The following is a 16,290-nucleotide window of genomic DNA, read 5'->3' as shown; positions in this document are numbered from 1 at the left end:
CGCGCGGTTCCAGCGGATGCGCGGCAAGAGCGTCTTCTACCCGATGGGCTGGGACGACAACGGCCTGCCCACCGAGCGCCGCGTGCAGAACTACTACGGGCACCTCCTCACCGGCTACGCCAAGGACGTCTTCCCCCGCTTCGAGACCATGCGCGGACGGCAGGTGCACCGCCGCTTCGGCTGGGACACCCACGGCCTGCCCGCCGAGCTCGAGGCGGAGCGGCAGCTCGGCATCACCGACAAGTCCCAGATCGAGGAGATGGGCGTCGCGGCCTTCAACGCCGCCGCGAAGGAGTCGGTGCTGCGCTACACCGGGGAGTGGCAGGACTACGTCACCCGCCAGGCGCGCTGGGTCGACTTCGACGACGACTACAAGACGCTCGACCCCACCTTCATGGAGTCGGTGATCTGGGCGTTCAAGCAGCTCTACGACAAGGGCCTCGCCTACGAGGGCCACCGCGTGCTGCCGTACTGCTGGCGCGACCAGACGCCGCTCTCAAACCACGAGCTGCGGATGGACGACGACGTCTACAAGATGCGCCAGGACCAGACGGTCACCGTCACCTTCCCGCTGGTCGGCGAGACGGCGGAGGCGCTCCAGCTGACGGCGGTCCGCGCTCTCGCGTGGACGACGACGCCGTGGACGCTGCCGACGAACCTCGCGCTCGCCGTCGGGCCCGACATCGAGTACGCGGTCGTCCCCGCCGGCCCGAACGGCGCGGCCGACGGCAGGGGCGAGCCCGAGGAGCGCGAGCTCTCGGCCGAGTACCTGCTCGCCATCGACCAGGTCGGCGCCTACGCGAAGGACCTCGGCTATCCGGACGCGGAGTCGGCCCTGGCCGCCGTCTCGCGCACCCACCGGGGCTCCGAGCTCGAGGGGATCAGCTACGACCGCCTCTGGGACCACTACGCGGACACCGAGGCCTGGGGCACGCAGAACGCGTGGCGCATCCTCGTCGCCGACTACGTGACCACCAGCGAGGGCACCGGCATCGTGCACCAGGCGCCCGCCTACGGCGAGGACGACCAGAAGGTCTGCGAGGCGGCGGGCATCCCCGTCATCATCTCGGTCGACGACGGCGGCCGCTTCCTGCCGCAGATCAGCGAGGTCGCCGGCCTCCAGGTCTTCGACGCGAACAAGCCCCTCACGCAGCTCCTGCGCGCGGGCCACCGGCTTCTCCGCCAGGCGAGCTACGAGCACTCGTACCCGCACTGCTGGCGCTGCCGCAATCCGCTGATCTACAAGGCGGTCTCGAGCTGGTTCGTCCGCGTCACCGCGATCCGCGACCGCATGGAGGAGCTCAACCAGGAGATCACCTGGGTCCCCGAGAACGTCAAGGACGGCCAGTTCGGCAAGTGGCTCTCGGGCGCGCGCGACTGGTCCATCAGCCGCAACCGCTACTTCGGCTCGCCGATCCCGGTGTGGAAGAGCGACGACCCGGAGTACCCGCGGATCGACGTCTACGGCTCGCTGGACGAGCTGGAGCGCGACTTCGGCGTGCGCCCGGACGACCTGCACCGGCCGTTCATCGACGAGCTGACCCGCCCGAACCCCGACGACCCGACCGGGCGCTCGACGATGCGCCGGATCAGCGACGTCCTCGACGTCTGGTTCGACTCCGGATCGATGCCCTTCGCCCAGGTGCACTACCCGTTCGAGAACGCGGACTGGTTCGACACCCACAACCCGGCGGACTTCATCGTCGAGTACATCGGGCAGACACGCGGCTGGTTCTACACGCTGCACGTGCTCTCCTCCGCGCTCTTCGACCGCCCGGCGTTCCGTAAAGTTGTCAGCCAAGGCATCGTGCTTGGCAACGACGGGCAGAACTTGTCCAAGTCGCTGCGCAACTACCCGGACGTGGCCGAGGTCTTCGACCGCGACGGCTCCGACGCCATGCGGTGGTTCCTGATGTCGAGCCCGGTCCTCCGGGGCGGCAACCTCGTCGTGACGGAGGAGGGCATCCGCGAGGGCGTCCGCCAGGTGCTGCTGCCGCTGTGGAGCACCTGGTACTTCTTCTCCCTCTACGCCAACGCCTCGGCGGGCGGCGGCTACGAGGCGACCAGGCGCACCGGCTCCGAGGACGTCCTCGACCGCTACCTGCTGGCCAAGACCCGCGATCTGGTCGAGACCGTGACCGGCCGGCTCGAGGCGCTGGACTCCACACTCGCGGCCGCCGCGCTCCGCGACTTCAGCGACGTGCTGACGAACTGGTACGTGCGCCGCTCCCGCGACCGCTTCTGGCAGGGCGTCGACGAGGACGGCCGCGGATCGGAGGCGTTCGACACGCTCTACACGGTCCTCGAGACCGTGTGCCGCGTCGCCGCCCCGCTCCTGCCTCTCGTCACGGAGCAGATCTGGCAGGGCCTGACCGGCGGCCGCAGCGTCCACCTCACCGACTGGCCGGAGGCGGACGAGTTCCCCGCCGACCCGGCGCTCGTGCACGCGATGGACGCGGTCCGCGGCATCTCGTCCACCGCGCTCTCCCTCCGCAAGCAGGCCGGGCTCCGCGTCCGCCTGCCGCTCGCGCGCCTGACCGTGGTGGTCGCCGACGCCGCCGAGCTCGCGCCGTTCGAGGCGATCCTCCGCGACGAGCTGAACGTGAAGGAGGTGTCGCTGGTGCCGCTGGTCGACTCCAGCGCCACCGACTACGGCGTCACCTCCCGTCTCGCGGTCAACGCGCGCGCCGCCGGGCCCCGGCTCGGCAAGGGCGGGCAGACCGTGATCAGGGCCGCCAAGGCCGGCGACTGGAGCGAGACGGACGGCGTCGTCTCCGCCGGCGGCGTCGAGCTGGTCGAGGGCGAGTACGAGCTCACGCTCGAGGTCGGCGGCTCGGCCGGCGACGACCGCGCCATCGCCCTGCTCCCGCGCGGGGGCTTCGTGCTCCTCGACACGGCGACCACCCCCGAGCTCGAAGCGGAGGGGCTCGCCCGCGACCTCATCCGCGCGGTGCAGGACGCCCGCAAGGCGGCCGGGTTCGAGGTCAGCGACCGGATCGTCCTGGAGGTCGTGCTCGATGAGCCGAGCCTGCAGGCGCTCGAGCCGCACGCGCTCTGGATCGCGGAGGAGACCCTCGCGACCGGATGCGCGTTCACTCCGCTCACCACGGCTCTCGAGGGCGGCGAGGGCGCGATCGCCGTCGGCCCCGCGGGCACCGCCATCATCCGCGTCGAGAAGGTCGAGGCCGCCGATGTCTGATCCGTTCGAGCCGGACGACGCCGACCGCGCGGCCGCCGACGCCGTCTACGCCGCGCTGCTGGAGCGCCTGGGCGAGGCGAGCGTCCGCCCGCGCCTCGCTCCGACCCGGCGCGCCGTCGAGATCCTCGGCGACCCGCAGCGCGCCTACCCGGTGATCCAGATCGCCGGAACCAACGGCAAGACCTCGACCAGCCGGATGATCGAGAGCCTGCTGCGCGCCCACGGGCTGCGGGTGGGCCTGTTCACCAGTCCGCACCTCGAGCGCTTCAACGAGCGCATCGTCATCGACGGAGAGCCGATCTCGGACCGGAGCCTCGCCGACAACTGGCAGGACGTCGAGCCGTACCTGCGGATGACCGACGCCGAGCTGGCCGAGCAGGGCGAGGCGCCGCTGTCCTTCTTCGAGGCGATCACCGTCCTGGCCTACTCGGCCTTCGCCGACGCGCCGGTCGATGTGGCCGTCGTCGAGGTGGGGATGGGCGGCGAGTGGGACTCGACGAACGTCGCCGACGCGCAGGTCGCCGTCTTCACCCCGATCGCCCTCGACCACACCAACCGCCTCGGCTCGACGACCGAGGAGATCGCGCGCACCAAGTCGGGCATCGTCAAGCCGCTCGCCTCGGTGGTCACCGCGAGGCAGGTCCCGGAGGCGGAGGCGGTGCTGCGGCACGCGGCCGAGGCCACCGAGTCGACGATCGTCGTCGAGGGGGCGGAGTTCGACGTCGAGTCGACGACCGTCGCCGTCGGCGGCCAGGTCGTCACCGTCCGGGGACTCGTCACCACGTACGAGCAGCTGCTGCTGCCGTTCTTCGGCGACCACCAGGCCGAGAACGCCGCCGTGGCCGTCGCCGCGGTCGAGACGTTCCTGGGAGGCGGGACGCAGGAGCTCACCGGCGACGTCCTCGACGAGGGCTTCGCCGCCGCGACCTCCCCGGGCCGCCTGCAGCTCGTCGGACTCGCTCCGCGCACCGTCGTCGACGCGGCGCACAACCCGCACGGTGCCGCGTCCCTCGCCGCCGCTCTCGGCCGCTACTTCGACTTCGACCGCGTGACGGCCGTCCTCGGCGTGCTGGCCGAGAAGGACGCCGAGGGGATCCTCCGGGAGCTCCGCCCCGTGGTGGACGAGCTGATCGTGACCACGGCGCCGAGCGATCGGGCGATGCCCGCCGAGGAGCTCGCCGCACTCGCCCGCACCGTGTTCCCGGAGGAGGCGGTCCGCGTCGCCGACGACCCGCTCGGTGCTCTCACGGCCGGTCGCGTCCTCGCGGCGCGCACCGACAAGGGCGCCCTGCTGGTCACGGGCTCGATCACCCTCGTCGGCCGCACGATCACCGCGGCCCGCGACGAGAACTGGCTGGGCGCGTGAGGGCCGGACGCCCGCGGCGCTCGCGGACCGTCCGGGAGAGCCTCGGCTCGATCGTGCTCGGCTTCGAGGCGGTCATCGTCTTCCTCGCCACCCTGGTGGCCTTCGGGCTGAAGGCGGCCGACCCCGTGGTCGTGCTGGTCGGGGGAGCGGTGGTCTGCCTCGCGCTCGTCGCCACTCTGGGCCTGCTGAACCGGCCGGTCGGCTTCCGCATCGGCTGGGTGCTCCAGTTCGTTATCGTGGCCTCGGGCCTGCTGGTCCCGATCATGTACGTGATCGGCGCCGCCTTCGTGGCGCTGTGGACGTACTGCATGGTGACCGGCACCCGCCTCGACGCTCAGACGCGCCGGGCGGCGGAGCCCACCGACCCCACCGAAGGAGACCGCTGAACCATGGCCACCCAGGAGACCCTCGTCCTCGTCAAGCCCGACGGCGTCGCCCGCAACCTCACCGGCGAGATCCTCCGCCGCATCGAGGCGAAGGGCTACTCCCTCGTCGACGTGAAGCTCGTCGAGGCCGACCGCGAGCTGCTCGCCGCCCACTACGCCGAGCACGAGGGCAAGCCCTTCTACGAGCCGCTCGTCGAGTTCATGGAGAGCGGCCCGATCGTCGCCCTGCGCATCGCGGGCGACCGCGTGATCGAGGGCTTCCGCGCCCTCGCCGGCACCACCGACCCGACCACGGCCGCTCCCGGCACCATCCGCGGCGACCTCGGCCGCGACTGGGGCCTCAAGGTCCAGCAGAACCTCGTGCACGGGTCCGACTCCGAGGAGTCGGCCGCGCGCGAGCTCGGCCTCTGGTTCGCCTGAGCCGCTCGGCCGCCTGCCTCTGACGACGTCCGTCAGAGGTAGGCGAGCACGTTCAGCCTCACCTGCGCGACCACCGCGATCAGCAGGTAGCAGAGCAGCGTGATGAACGGGACCCAGCCGTAGGCGGCACCGGCGAAGCGGCGCACCCCGGCGGGGACGGGGAACACGCCCTCACGGAGGTTGCGGAGCGTGACCAGCCAGAAGCCCGGGATGACGACGGCCCAGGTGAGCATGCACCAGGGGCAGAGGGTTCCGAGCGCGAAGACGCTCGTCGCGATGAGCCAGCCCACGAACACCAGGGCCAGCAGGAAGCCGACGTTGAAGGCCGCCCAGAACCACCGGTCGAACCGGGCGCCCGCGAGCAGGCCCAGCCCCACCACGATCGGCGCGATCCAGGCCGCCAGGCCGATGAGGGGGTTCGGGAAGCCGAAGACCGCGCCCTGCGCCGAGTTCAGGTTCGCACTGCACTGCACGAGCAGGCTGAAGTCGCAGCCGAGGCCCGCATCGGGGTTCTCGAGAGCGGCGAACTTGTCGTTCGTGAGGGCGAAGGCGGCGGTCCAGCCGATCACGCCGAGGACGATCAGCAGGACGGCGAAGAGGACGGGGCGCTGCTGCATGGGGGCGTCGCGCACCCCGGGATCGCTGGACACCGGGGGATTATGGCACGCGCCGGATCGGCGCCTCTGGGAATGCGTGCGATAATCGGAGCCGTCGGTCCGGGGGACCCCGCATCGACGCGAAGAAGGTTTACCGGGCGAGCACCGGGCCACAGGAGATCGACAGCGTTCCGCGAATGGACGCGCCGGATCTCCGCTCCGCCGGGAGTCGACCGCAGGTCGCACCGCGGAGGAGCGCGTGTCGGATAGTCAGTTCCGAGAGTGCAGCTGCAACCGGAGTCCCGCGCCACGAGCGCGACGGGACCGGGGGAGCGGAAGGATTCGCGGCGGGCCGAGGCCCCTCGCACGAGAGAAGCATCCGGGAAGACGACGCGGCGGACGACCCGGCCGAGGAGTGCACCAGGAATGGTGGAAGACAACAGTACGAGCGGATCCGATCCGGACCGCGACGGGCCCCGCAGCGGGGCCAGGAAGATCAGCCGCCTCTTCGGTGGCCGCCGGGCGAGCCGGCGGACCGAGTCGAGCGCGCCAGCGACAGGGGAGACGATCATCGACAGCAACGAGACCGACCAGACCGGAGCCGAGGGCACCGAGCTGCCCGAGACCGGGAGCGCCGCGGAGGCGGCCGAGCCGTCGACGTCGACGGGCGCGGTGTTCTTCAACGCCCTCCCGCAGACCCCGGGCGCCGACCAGGAGGAGCCGCGACGGCCCGCACTGCCGAGCCCGTCGCTGCTGTTCCAGGCGCCGGTCCTGCCCGACTACGTCGAGCTGGCTCCGCTGCCTCCCCGCGGTGCGCCGCTGGGCGTCCAGGAGGAGCGCGAGAGCCCGGCCGAGGAGCAGGGCTCCGTCCGCCGCCGCTCGCGCCGCCGCAGCGGCGAGAGCGAGAGGTCCGGCTCCGACGACCCCGAGAACACCGTCGTCCGGGTCCGCCAGCCGCGCGAGCAGCGCGAGGCCCGCGAGCCCGAGCTCATCACCGAGCCGCAGCGCATCAAGGGCTCGACCCGCCTCGAGGCCAAGAAGCAGCGCCGCCGCGACGGCCGCGACGCCGGCCGGCGCCGCACGGTCGTCACCGAGTCCGAGTTCCTCGCCCGCCGGGAGGCCGTCGACCGCGTCATGGTCGTCCGCTCGAAGGAGGACAGCATCCGCATCGGCGTGCTCGAGGACGGCGTCCTCGCCGAGCACTACGTCGCCCGCTCGCAGGAGGCGTCGCTCATCGGCAACGTCTACCTCGGCCGCGTGCAGAACGTCCTCCCGAGCATGGAGGCCGCCTTCGTCGACATCGGACGCGGGCGCAACGCCGTGCTCTACTCCGGCGAGGTCGACTGGGACGCCGCGAACAACGCCGGCGGCCCCCGCCGGATCGAGCTCGCGCTCAAGCCCGGCGACCGGGTCCTCGTCCAGGTCACGAAGGACCCCGTCGGCCACAAGGGCGCCCGTCTCACGAGCCAGATCTCGCTCCCCGGCCGCTACCTCGTCTACGTGCCCAACGGCTCGATGAACGGCATCTCGCGGAAGCTCCCGGACACCGAGCGCGCCCGCCTGAAGAAGATCCTCAAGGAGGTGCTGCCCGAGAACGTGGGCGTCATCGTCCGGACCGCGGCCGAGGGCGCCACGGAGGAGCAGCTGACCGTCGACGTCGAGCGCCTGACCGCGCAGTGGACGGCTCTCAGCGCGAAGGCCGCGACCGGGCAGGCTCCCGCTCTCCTGCACAGCGAGCCGGACCTGCTGATCAAGATCGTCCGCGACGTCTTCAACGAGGACTTCGAGAAGATGGTCATCGCCGGCGACGACGCCCGCGAGACCATCGAGCTCTACCTCAGCCAGGTCGCACCCGATCTGCTCGAGCGCGTCGAGGTCTACACGGGTGAGAAGGACGCGTTCGACGAGTTCCGCATCACGGAGCAGATCGAGAAGGCGCTGGAGCGCAAGGTGTGGCTGCCCAGCGGCGGCTCGCTCGTGATCGACCGCACCGAGGCGATGACGGTGGTCGACGTCAACACCGGCAAGTTCGTCGGCTCGGGCGGGAACCTCGAGGAGACGGTCACGAAGAACAACCTGGAGGCGGCCGAGGAGATCGTCCGCCAGCTGCGCCTGCGCGACATCGGCGGCATCATCGTCGTCGACTTCATCGACATGGTGCTCGAGTCCAACCGCGACCTCGTGCTCCGCCGCCTGGTCGAGTGCCTGAGCCGCGACCGGACGAAGCACCAGGTCGCCGAGGTCACCTCGCTCGGCCTCGTGCAGATGACCCGCAAGAAGTTGGGCCTGGGCCTGCTCGAGACCTTCAGTGAGAACTGCGAGATCTGCGCCGGACGCGGCGTCATCGTCCACCACGACCCCGTGCTCAAGCACCGGTCGACCGCCGCTCCGCAGCAGGAGCAGCGCCGCCGGGGCAAGGGCGGCGAGCAGCAGCCCGCCGCCTCCGGGCGCTCGAACGGCGGGCAGAACGGGCAGGGCGCGCCGGCGACCAAGCCGATCAGCACCCACGCCATCACGGACGACGCGAAGAACGCGCTCGCGCAGATCGCCGCCAGCACCATCCACCCCCAGGCCGTGCGCCAGGCGGCGGAGGAGGCGGCCGCGCTGGTCGAGGACGCCGCCGAGACCGTCGAGGCCATGGCGCCGGAGGAGTCCGCCACGGCACCCGAGGAGCAGCCGTCCGAGCCGAGCCGTCGCGGCGAGCGTCCCGCCCGGGGCGAGCGCCGTCGTCGCAGCCGCGACCGCGAGCCGCGCCAGGAGGCCGCCGAGACGGCGACCGTCGAGTCGGCTCCCGTCGAGACCCCGGTCGAGAAGGAGATCGAGCGGGCCGTTGCCGCGCCGAGCATCGACATCCTGATCGCGTCGGTCACGCGTCCGCGCCGCGTCCGCAGCGAGGTCGCCGAGCACCTGCTCGACTACGTGCTCGACGCTCTGCGGGCCCCGAAGCAGCCCGGCCAGGGCCGTGCGAAGAGCCGTCGCGTCACGACGGCCGCGCTCACCGGAGTCGCGGTCATCCCCGAGCAGACCCCGCGCCGCGCCGACCAGTAGCGCGACCCGGTGTCAGGAGGGCCCGGTGCCCGGCGAGAGCCGGCGCCGGGCCCTCTCGGCGTCCCGGTCGCGCCCGCGGACGCGGAGCCCGCTCCGCCTCAGCCGCTCGACCAGCTCCCGCGCGCCGACGGGGACCGCGCCCGCGGCGACGAGCTCGTCGATCCGCTCGTCGGGCACGTCGTAGTGGTCCAGGTCGAAGCCGCGCTCGGGCACGCCGAGACGGCGCGCGAAGTCGTGGAGCTCCTCGAGCGAGACGTCGCTCACGAGGTGCGCCCACAGCCGGCCGTGCGCCGGCCAGCGCGCGGCGTCGACGAGGATGGCCATTCCCCGATCGTAGGCGGCGCGCCGTCCGTCCACGCGCCTCCTCCTCGACTATCGTGACGGGGTCGCCGGTCGGGTGGACACGGCTTCGCAGTCGTGTGCGTTTGACCGTGGAGCGCGGATCCCGTACTCTTGACCGTTGGTGTGGCGCGATCCATGTGCTCACGCAGATTTCCGTTGTCGCTCCGCCCCTCACGGGGCGCGGGCCGCGGTGCCGGTTCCCTCGTGTCGTGAGGAGACGGGTACGAACCGGAAGACCGGGGCTCAGCCCCGTCCCTACAAGCCCCGGACGAGGCCTCCGCTCCGTCCAGACGAGAAACAGGTACGAGAAGTGGTTTACGCAGTTGTGCGCGCCGGCGGTCGGCAGGAGAAGGTCGAGGTCGGCACCATCGTGACGATGGACCGCGTCAAGGCCGACGAGAACGGCACCGTGCAGCTTCCTGCCGTGCTGCTCGTCGACGGTGAGTCGATCACCTCGGACGCGGCGACCCTCGCGGGCGTCACCGTCACCGCCGAGGTGCTCGAGGACCTCCGTGGTCCGAAGATCATCATTCAGAAGTTCAAGAACAAGACCGGTTACAAGAAGCGCCAGGGGCACCGTCAGGACCTCACGCGCGTCAAGGTCACTGGCATCAAGTAGTCCTGCAAAGGAATTGAGCTGACCTGCGGAGCGAGCCATCGCCCTGCAGGGCAACAGCACGGGGCTGCGGCCCCCCGGTCTCGAGGAGATGAGAAATGGCACAGAAGAAGGGCGCGAGCTCCACTCGCAACGGTCGCGACTCGAACGCGCAGCGTCTCGGCGTCAAGCGCTTCGGCGGCCAGGTCGTGAACGCGGGCGAGATCATCGTCCGCCAGCGCGGCACCCACTTCCACCCCGGCGCGAACGTCGGACGCGGTGGCGACGACACCCTGTTCGCCCTCTCGGCGGGCGCTGTCGAGTTCGGCAGCAAGGGCGGCCGCAAGGTCGTCAACATCGTGGCGGCCGCCCAGTAGGGTCGACCTCCTCGGCCGCACAGGCACAGGACGCAAGGGGCGGGCTTCGGCTCGCCCCTTGCGCGTTTACCGGGGCACAGCCCCCCGGCGCCGGCATCCCGGCGCCGCACGCACTCACGGACGGATTCACACCATGGTCACCTTCGTCGACAACGTCACGCTGCATATGCGTGCCGGCCACGGCGGCAACGGCTGCGTCTCCGTCCGTCGCGAGAAGTTCAAGCCGCTCGCCGGCCCCGACGGCGGCAACGGCGGGCACGGGGGCGACATCGTCCTCGTCGCCGACCCGCAGACGACGACGCTGCTCGCCTACCACCGCCACCCGCACCGCAGCTCCGAGAACGGCGGTCCCGGCATGGGCGACCACCGCGCGGGCGGGAACGGCGAGCTCATGGAGCTCCCCGTCCCGGTCGGCACGGTCGTCAAGTCGCCGGACGGCGACCAGCTGATCGACATGGACGAGCCCGGCCTCCGGTTCGTCATCGCTCCGGGCGGGCAGGGCGGGCTCGGCAACGCCTCGCTCGCCACCACGAAGCGCAAGGCGCCCGGCTTCGCGCTGCTCGGCACGCCGGGCTGGGAGGGCGACGTCGTCCTCGAGCTGAAGACCGTCGCGGACGTCGCGCTCGTCGGATTCCCCTCGGCGGGCAAGTCGAGCCTCGTCGCGGCGATCTCGGCGGCCAAGCCGAAGATCGCGGACTACCCGTTCACGACCCTCGCGCCCAACCTCGGCGTCGTGCAGGCGGGGGAGTCGCGCTTCACCGTCGCCGACGTGCCCGGTCTCATCGAGGGCGCGAGCGAGGGCAAGGGCCTGGGTCTGGAGTTCCTCCGCCACGTCGAGCGCTGCACCGCGCTCGTCCACGTGCTCGACTGCGCCACGCTCGAGCCCGGCCGCGACCCGCTGACCGACCTCGACATCATCCTCGGGGAGCTGGCGGCGTACCCCGTCGGCGACGGACAGGTGCCGCTGATCGAGAGGCCGCAGCTGATCGCGCTCAACAAGGTCGACGTGCCCGAGGCCCAGGAACTGGCCGACTTCGTCCGGGCCGACCTCGAGGGCCGCGGCTACCGCGTGTTCGAGATCTCGACGGTCAGCCACTCGGGACTCCGCCAGCTGACGTTCGCCCTCGCCGAGATCGTCGAGAAGCACCGCCTCGAGCTCGCCGCCGTGCCGCGGGTGGAGCGCATCACCATCCGCCCCCGCGCCGTGGACGAGAAGGACTTCGAGATCCGGGTCGAGGGTGGCTCGTACGGCAACGTGTACCGGGTCCTGGGCACCAAGCCCGTGCGCTGGGTCGCGCAGACCGACTTCACGAACGACGAGGCCGTCGGCTTCCTCGCCGACCGCCTGGCCAAGCTCGGAGTCGAGAACGGCCTGTTCTCGGCTGGAGCGGTCGCCGGCTCCACCGTCGTCATCGGCCCCGGCGACGGCGTCGTCTTCGACTGGGAGCCGACCCTCACCTCGACGGCCGAGCGCATCACCGCGCCCCGCGGAACGGACCTCCGCCTCGAGGACAACCGGCGCAAGACCCGCAACGAGCGTCGCGAGGACTACTTCGAGCGGATGGACGCCAAGGCCGAGGCCCGCGCGGAACTCGAGCGCGAGCGCCAGGGCGGCGTCTGGCGCGTCGCCGACGAGGGCGACGGCACGGAGGCCGGCGAGGAGAGCTGACTCCCGCCGCCGGGGTCGTCTGCCTCTACACTGGCCGGATGCCGCAGACAACCCCCGACAGCAGTGCGCTGACCGAGCGGTTCGCCGCTTCCCGCGTCGCGTCGCGCTCCCTCCGCAGTGCGACCACCGACCTCAAGAACCGGGCTCTGCTCGCCATCGCCGACGCGGTGCGCTCGAGCGCCGAGCGCGTCGTCCCGGCGAACGAGCTCGACCTCCAGCGGGGTCGCGAGAGCGGCATGAGCCCGGGCCTGCAGGACCGCCTCCGCCTCGATGCGGTGCGCCTGGGGTCCCTCGCCGACGCCGTCGTCGCGGTCGTCGGGCTCACCGATCCGGTCGGGCAGACGGTGCGGGGATCGAACCTGCCCAACGGCGCCTCCCTCACCCAGGTGCGGGTCCCGTTCGGCGTGGTTGGAGCGATCTACGAGGCGCGCCCGAACGTCACCATCGACATCGCGGCGCTCGCCCTCAAGAGCGGGAACGCCGTGATCCTGCGCGGAGGCACGGCCGCGGAGAACACGAACCGCGTCCTGGTGGAGCTGCTGCAGGAGGCCGTCGCCTCCGTGGGCCTGCCCGCCGAGCTGGTGCAGACGGTCGACGACCACGGCCGCGAGGGCGCGAAGGCCCTCATGCGAGCGCGCGGCTACGTCGACGTCCTGGTGCCGCGGGGGAGCGCGGGCCTCATCGAGTCGGTCGTGACGGAGTCGACGGTCCCCGTGATCGAGACGGGCGCCGGAGTCGTCCACGTCTTCCTCGACGCCAGTGCCGACGAGCGGTGGGCCGTGGACATCGTCCACAACGCCAAGGTGCAGCGTCCGAGCACCTGCAACGCCCTCGAGACCCTCCTCGTCCACCGCGACGCCGCCGAGCGCCTCCTCCCGCCCGTCCTCGGCCGGCTCGCGGAAGCGGGAGTGACCGTGCACGGCGACGAGCGCGTCGCGGCGCTCTGGCCCGACGCGGTGCCCGCCACCGATGAGGACTGGTCCGCGGAGTACTACTCGCTCGACGTCGCCGTCGCGATCGTCGACGACCTCGACGCCGCGATGGCCCACATCGACCGGTACTCCACCCACCACACCGAGTCGATCGTGACGAACGACCTCCGAAGCGCCGAGCGCTTCCTCGCCGAGGTCGACTCCGCGGTCGTGATGGTCAACGCCTCCACCCGCTTCACCGACGGCGGGGAGTTCGGGTTCGGCGCCGAGGTCGGCATCTCGACGCAGAAGCTGCACGCTCGGGGCCCCATGGGCCTTCCCGAGCTGACCAGCACGAAGTGGCTGCTGCGCGGCGCGGGAGAGGTCCGCGCCTAGCGCCCGGACCGGCGATCCGGCGTCGAGCGGCGTCCGGGTAGACTCGTCTGAGCCCCGCCGGGGCGACCACGACATCCAAGGAGCACTGCATGTCCCTCGCGACGACCGTCCTCGCCGAAGCAGCGGCCCACACGGAGCTGCCGTTCCCCCCGATCGTCTTCGGCCTGATCGCCGCCGTCGCCTTCACGGCCCTCGGCTTCGTCACCTGGAGCTACCGCGACGTGGCGAACCGCCACTCGCACAAGACCGGCGCCGGCTCGCACGACCAGCACGGTCACGGACACTAGGCGGGGAGCCCAGCGATCGTGACGTCCGCCGCGAGCGGAGGCCCGCGGCGTCCGCGCATCGGCGTGATGGGCGGCACCTTCGACCCGATCCACCACGGTCACCTGGTCGCCGCCTCCGAGGTGGCCCAGTCGTTCGACCTGGACGAGGTCGTCTTCGTGCCCACCGGCCAGCCGTGGCACAAGAAGACGGTGACCTCCGCCGAGCACCGGTACCTGATGACGGTGATCGCGACGGCGTCGAACCCGCGCTTCACCGTCAGCCGCGTCGACGTTGACCGGATCGGCACGACCTACACGATCGACACCCTGCGGGACATCCACGCCGCGCACCCCGACGCCGAGCTGTTCTTCATCACCGGCGCGGACGCGGTCGCTCAGATCCTGAGCTGGAAGGACTACGACGAGCTGTGGGAGCTGGCCCACTTCGTCGCCGTCAGCCGGCCGGGGTACGTACTCAAGGTTTAGGGAGTGGCGGCTCAGGACGTAGCGTTGTTGGAGATTCCGGCAGTGGCGATCTCCTCGACCGGCTGTCGGAGCGGCGTCAACCGTGATCATCCGGTCTGGTACCTGGTTCCCGACGGTGTCGTCCAGTACATCTCGAAGCACCACCTGTATCGGAGCACGTCATGACAGTTCAGCCCGAGGAGAAGCCGCTCACCCGGCGCGAGATCCGCGAGCGCGAGAGGCGCGAGGCCGGTGCGGCCACGACCGCCGCCGTTCCGACGACGTCCCGCCGGGCTGCCACCGCGACCGCCACCACCGCCGGCGACATGCCGGTGCTGACCCCCACCCAGGCCCTGCGGATCACCCCCGTCGAGCCGAGCCCCGCGAGCGAGCCCGACCTGCGCACCTCCTCGATGGAGATCGTCGCCACCGAGAACGCCACGGGCCGCCAGCTGACCCGTCGGGAGCTGCGCGCACTGCTGGCGCAGCAGCAGGCGGAGAAGGTCGCCGCCGCACCGGAGGCGGAGCCGCCCGCCGACGAGGAGCGGTCCGACGACGAGCGCTCCGACTACGTCGAGGCCGCCCTCGAGCGCGCCTCGGCGCTCCCGCCGACCGGGGCGGTCCCCGTGATCGAGGCGGCCGACGAGTCCCGTGATGCGGAGCCGGTGCCCGAGGGCGCAGCGGAGCAGGAGCCGGAGGGCGACGAGGACGTCGTCACCGAGGACGCCCCCGAGGCGTCCGAGGAGGAGGCGGACGAGTCCGCCACCGATGCGACCGCGGACGCCGACGCGGCCGAGGTGCACGAGGCCGAGATCGAGAGCTCCTCCTCCGACGACGAGACGCCGTCCGCGGACGCCTCCGACGAGCGGGACGCGGACGACGAGCAGCCGACGGCCGGCGAGCAGCCCGAGCAGCCGCACCTGAACACCGCGCTCTTCGCGTCGGTGGGCGGATCCCTCGACATCGCCGACGAGAAGGCCACCGAGATCACCGGGAGCTTCGAGCCGCCGATCGAGCACCTCGCCATCACCGAGGAACTCGACAGCAAGTCGAAGGAGGAGGTGGACGCCTCGTTCGACTCCCTCATCGCGAGCGGAGTCGCCGCCACCGGTGCCGTCACCACCACCAACGCGCTGATCCTGCCGACCACGGGCCCCGGCGCGACAGTCGGCACGGACACGGGGGAGATCCTCGTCACCGGCTCGTTCGACCTCCCGCGCAGCCTCGGCTCCACGGGCCAGCACCCGAACCTCTACGACTCGCCCGATGTGGACCGCTACGTCGACCGCATCGACCGCGAGCAGCCCGTCGGCGAGTCCGAGCCGGTCCGGGCGTCCAGCGCCGTCTCCACCCACGCCGCCGGCACCTCGATGATCGCGCCGCAGAAGCGCGCCGGCGTGAGCGTCCCGGTGGTCCTCGCGATCACCGCGGCCGTCCTGCTGGTCGGCGCGATCGCGCTGTTCATCGGCGGCTTCGTGCTCAACATCTTCTGATCTCCACCACCGACACTGAAGGCTTCATGACTGCGACCGATTCCGCCCGCGCCCTGCTCCAGCTCGCGGCCACCGCCGCCGACTCCAAGGGCGGTGAGGACCTCGTCGCCCTCGACGTCTCGGGGCCGCTGCCGCTGGTCGACATCTTCCTCCTCGCCACCGGCCGCTCCGAGCGCAACGTGGTCGCGATCGCGAACGAGGTGGAGGACCGCCTGAACGATTCCGGCGCCAAGCTGCTGCGCCGCGAGGGCCGTGCGGAGGGCCGCTGGATCCTCCTCGACTTCGGCGACCTCGTCGTGCACGTCTTCCACGAGGAGGACCGCATGTACTACTCGCTCGAGCGCCTCTGGAAGGACTGCCCAACGGTGCCGTTCACCCTCGAGCAGCCTGTCGCCGTCGAATCGTCGACGTCCTCGAACTGACGAACACGCCCGGCGACAGCGCTCGATTTCACTTCACGCGAATCGTGTTGTAGTTTATTCGAGTTGCTTCCGCCGGGCGGAGACAGCGAAAGACAGCACGAAGCAAGACAGAACACAACATGGGTCCGTGGCGCAGCTGGTAGCGCACCTGCATGGCATGCAGGGGGTCAGGGGTTCGAATCCCCTCGGATCCACCGAACAGGTCCGCACTCCTCCGGGAGTGCGGACCTTCGTCGTTCCCTGCGTTAGAGGGTCCGGCGCCGTCCTGTCCGGCGCCGTCCTGTCCGGCTCAGGCCGGCGCGGCCAGCCATGACCGTGCCCGTCCGGCCACCGGGTCCC

Annotated in this window: 14 protein-coding genes, 1 tRNA gene and 1 pseudogene; 14 read left to right on the top strand and 2 right to left on the bottom strand. The window is 71.5% G+C overall.

Translation table 11 applies throughout. The annotated features are described in order from the left end of the window. From ileS to ndk, 4 genes are all read left to right on the top strand, one after another. A partial coding sequence (gene ileS / locus C5C33_RS12645) for an isoleucine--tRNA ligase (RefSeq protein WP_104261273.1) occupies positions 1 to 3,199 on the top strand: 3,199 nt, incomplete at its 5' end. After that, positions 3,192 to 4,565: a folylpolyglutamate synthase/dihydrofolate synthase family protein gene (locus C5C33_RS12640; RefSeq protein ID WP_104261271.1), complete on the top strand. Its 1,374-nt coding sequence runs from the start codon at positions 3,192 to 3,194 to the stop codon at positions 4,563 to 4,565. The genes ileS and C5C33_RS12640, both read left to right, overlap by 8 nt. Beyond that, positions 4,562 to 4,951 (top strand): DUF4233 domain-containing protein, encoded by a 390-nt coding sequence (locus C5C33_RS12635; protein ID WP_104262805.1) that lies wholly within the window; start codon positions 4,562 to 4,564, stop codon positions 4,949 to 4,951. The genes C5C33_RS12640 and C5C33_RS12635 overlap by 4 nt, the downstream gene beginning before the upstream one ends. Positions 4,952 to 4,954: 3 nt before the next feature. Continuing rightward, complete coding sequence (gene ndk / locus C5C33_RS12630) at positions 4,955 to 5,371, top strand: nucleoside-diphosphate kinase (RefSeq protein ID WP_104223686.1); 417 nt, start codon at positions 4,955 to 4,957, stop codon at positions 5,369 to 5,371. A 32-nt stretch (positions 5,372 to 5,403) separates the two neighbouring features. Here ndk and C5C33_RS12625 read toward each other — a convergent pair whose 3' ends face one another. Further along, complete coding sequence (locus C5C33_RS12625) at positions 5,404 to 6,021, bottom strand: vitamin K epoxide reductase family protein (protein WP_374953826.1); 618 nt, start codon at positions 6,019 to 6,021, stop codon at positions 5,404 to 5,406. Between the two features lie 372 nt (positions 6,022 to 6,393). On the opposite strand from C5C33_RS12625, the gene C5C33_RS12620 reads away from it, so the two are divergent. Beyond that, a complete protein-coding gene (locus C5C33_RS12620) occupies positions 6,394 to 9,015 on the top strand; it encodes an Rne/Rng family ribonuclease (protein ID WP_104261270.1) in 2,622 nt (873 codons plus the stop codon). 12 nt (positions 9,016 to 9,027) lie between these two features. On the opposite strand, the gene C5C33_RS12615 is transcribed toward C5C33_RS12620, so the two are convergent. Continuing rightward, a complete protein-coding gene (locus C5C33_RS12615; RefSeq protein ID WP_104254915.1) occupies positions 9,028 to 9,339 on the bottom strand; it encodes a DUF4031 domain-containing protein in 312 nt (103 codons plus the stop codon). Between the two features lie 328 nt (positions 9,340 to 9,667). On the opposite strand from C5C33_RS12615, the gene rplU reads away from it, so the two are divergent. The 9 genes and pseudogenes from rplU to C5C33_RS12570 all read left to right on the top strand — a co-directional run bounded on the left by rplU (position 9,668) and on the right by C5C33_RS12570 (position 16,145). Further along, the gene (rplU, locus tag C5C33_RS12610; RefSeq protein WP_104223682.1) at positions 9,668 to 9,976 is read left to right on the top strand and encodes a 50S ribosomal protein L21; all 309 of its coding nucleotides are present in this window, start codon (positions 9,668 to 9,670) and stop codon (positions 9,974 to 9,976) included. A gap of 95 nt (positions 9,977 to 10,071) precedes the next feature. Then, positions 10,072 to 10,329, top strand: coding sequence for a 50S ribosomal protein L27 (gene rpmA, locus C5C33_RS12605; protein WP_104261269.1), 258 nt, complete (start codon positions 10,072 to 10,074; stop codon positions 10,327 to 10,329). Positions 10,330 to 10,462: 133 nt separating this feature from the next. After that, the gene (obgE, locus tag C5C33_RS12600) at positions 10,463 to 11,998 is read left to right on the top strand and encodes a GTPase ObgE (protein ID WP_104261268.1); all 1,536 of its coding nucleotides are present in this window, start codon (positions 10,463 to 10,465) and stop codon (positions 11,996 to 11,998) included. 38 nt (positions 11,999 to 12,036) lie between these two features. Continuing rightward, on the top strand, positions 12,037 to 13,305 hold the full coding sequence (locus C5C33_RS12595; RefSeq protein WP_104261261.1) for a glutamate-5-semialdehyde dehydrogenase: 1,269 nt from the start codon (positions 12,037 to 12,039) through the stop codon (positions 13,303 to 13,305). A gap of 89 nt (positions 13,306 to 13,394) precedes the next feature. Then, the gene (locus C5C33_RS12590) at positions 13,395 to 13,592 is read left to right on the top strand and encodes a hypothetical protein (protein WP_104223679.1); all 198 of its coding nucleotides are present in this window, start codon (positions 13,395 to 13,397) and stop codon (positions 13,590 to 13,592) included. Between the two features lie 18 nt (positions 13,593 to 13,610). After that, a pseudogene (gene nadD, locus C5C33_RS12585) lies at positions 13,611 to 14,222 on the top strand (nicotinate-nucleotide adenylyltransferase). Continuing rightward, positions 14,219 to 15,529 (top strand): hypothetical protein, encoded by a 1,311-nt coding sequence (locus C5C33_RS12580; protein WP_104261263.1) that lies wholly within the window; start codon positions 14,219 to 14,221, stop codon positions 15,527 to 15,529. The pseudogene nadD and the gene C5C33_RS12580 overlap by 4 nt, the downstream one beginning before the upstream one ends. A gap of 26 nt (positions 15,530 to 15,555) precedes the next feature. Further along, the gene (gene rsfS, locus C5C33_RS12575) at positions 15,556 to 15,951 is read left to right on the top strand and encodes a ribosome silencing factor (RefSeq protein ID WP_104247265.1); all 396 of its coding nucleotides are present in this window, start codon (positions 15,556 to 15,558) and stop codon (positions 15,949 to 15,951) included. 121 nt (positions 15,952 to 16,072) lie between these two features. Then, positions 16,073 to 16,145, top strand: a tRNA-Ala gene (locus C5C33_RS12570). Positions 16,146 to 16,290 lie beyond the last annotated feature (145 nt).

This window comes from Rathayibacter sp. AY1H3 (assembly GCF_002932015.1).
Note: the sequence above shows the minus strand (reverse complement) of the source record. Positions and strands in the feature narration are given on the sequence as shown.

Coding starts and splice junctions, on each gene's coding strand:
- ndk (WP_104223686.1), top strand. CDS start 4,955: ATGGCCACCCAGGAGACCCTCGTCCTCGTCAAGCCCGACGGCGTCGCC.
- C5C33_RS12615 (WP_104254915.1), bottom strand. CDS start 9,339: ATGGCCATCCTCGTCGACGCCGCGCGCTGGCCGGCGCACGGCCGGCTG.
- C5C33_RS12595 (WP_104261261.1), top strand. CDS start 12,037: ATGCCGCAGACAACCCCCGACAGCAGTGCGCTGACCGAGCGGTTCGCC.
- obgE (WP_104261268.1), top strand. CDS start 10,463: ATGGTCACCTTCGTCGACAACGTCACGCTGCATATGCGTGCCGGCCAC.
- C5C33_RS12590 (WP_104223679.1), top strand. CDS start 13,395: ATGTCCCTCGCGACGACCGTCCTCGCCGAAGCAGCGGCCCACACGGAG.
- C5C33_RS12620 (WP_104261270.1), top strand. CDS start 6,394: ATGGTGGAAGACAACAGTACGAGCGGATCCGATCCGGACCGCGACGGG.
- rsfS (WP_104247265.1), top strand. CDS start 15,556: ATGACTGCGACCGATTCCGCCCGCGCCCTGCTCCAGCTCGCGGCCACC.
- C5C33_RS12640 (WP_104261271.1), top strand. CDS start 3,192: ATGTCTGATCCGTTCGAGCCGGACGACGCCGACCGCGCGGCCGCCGAC.
- C5C33_RS12580 (WP_104261263.1), top strand. CDS start 14,219: ATGACAGTTCAGCCCGAGGAGAAGCCGCTCACCCGGCGCGAGATCCGC.
- rpmA (WP_104261269.1), top strand. CDS start 10,072: ATGGCACAGAAGAAGGGCGCGAGCTCCACTCGCAACGGTCGCGACTCG.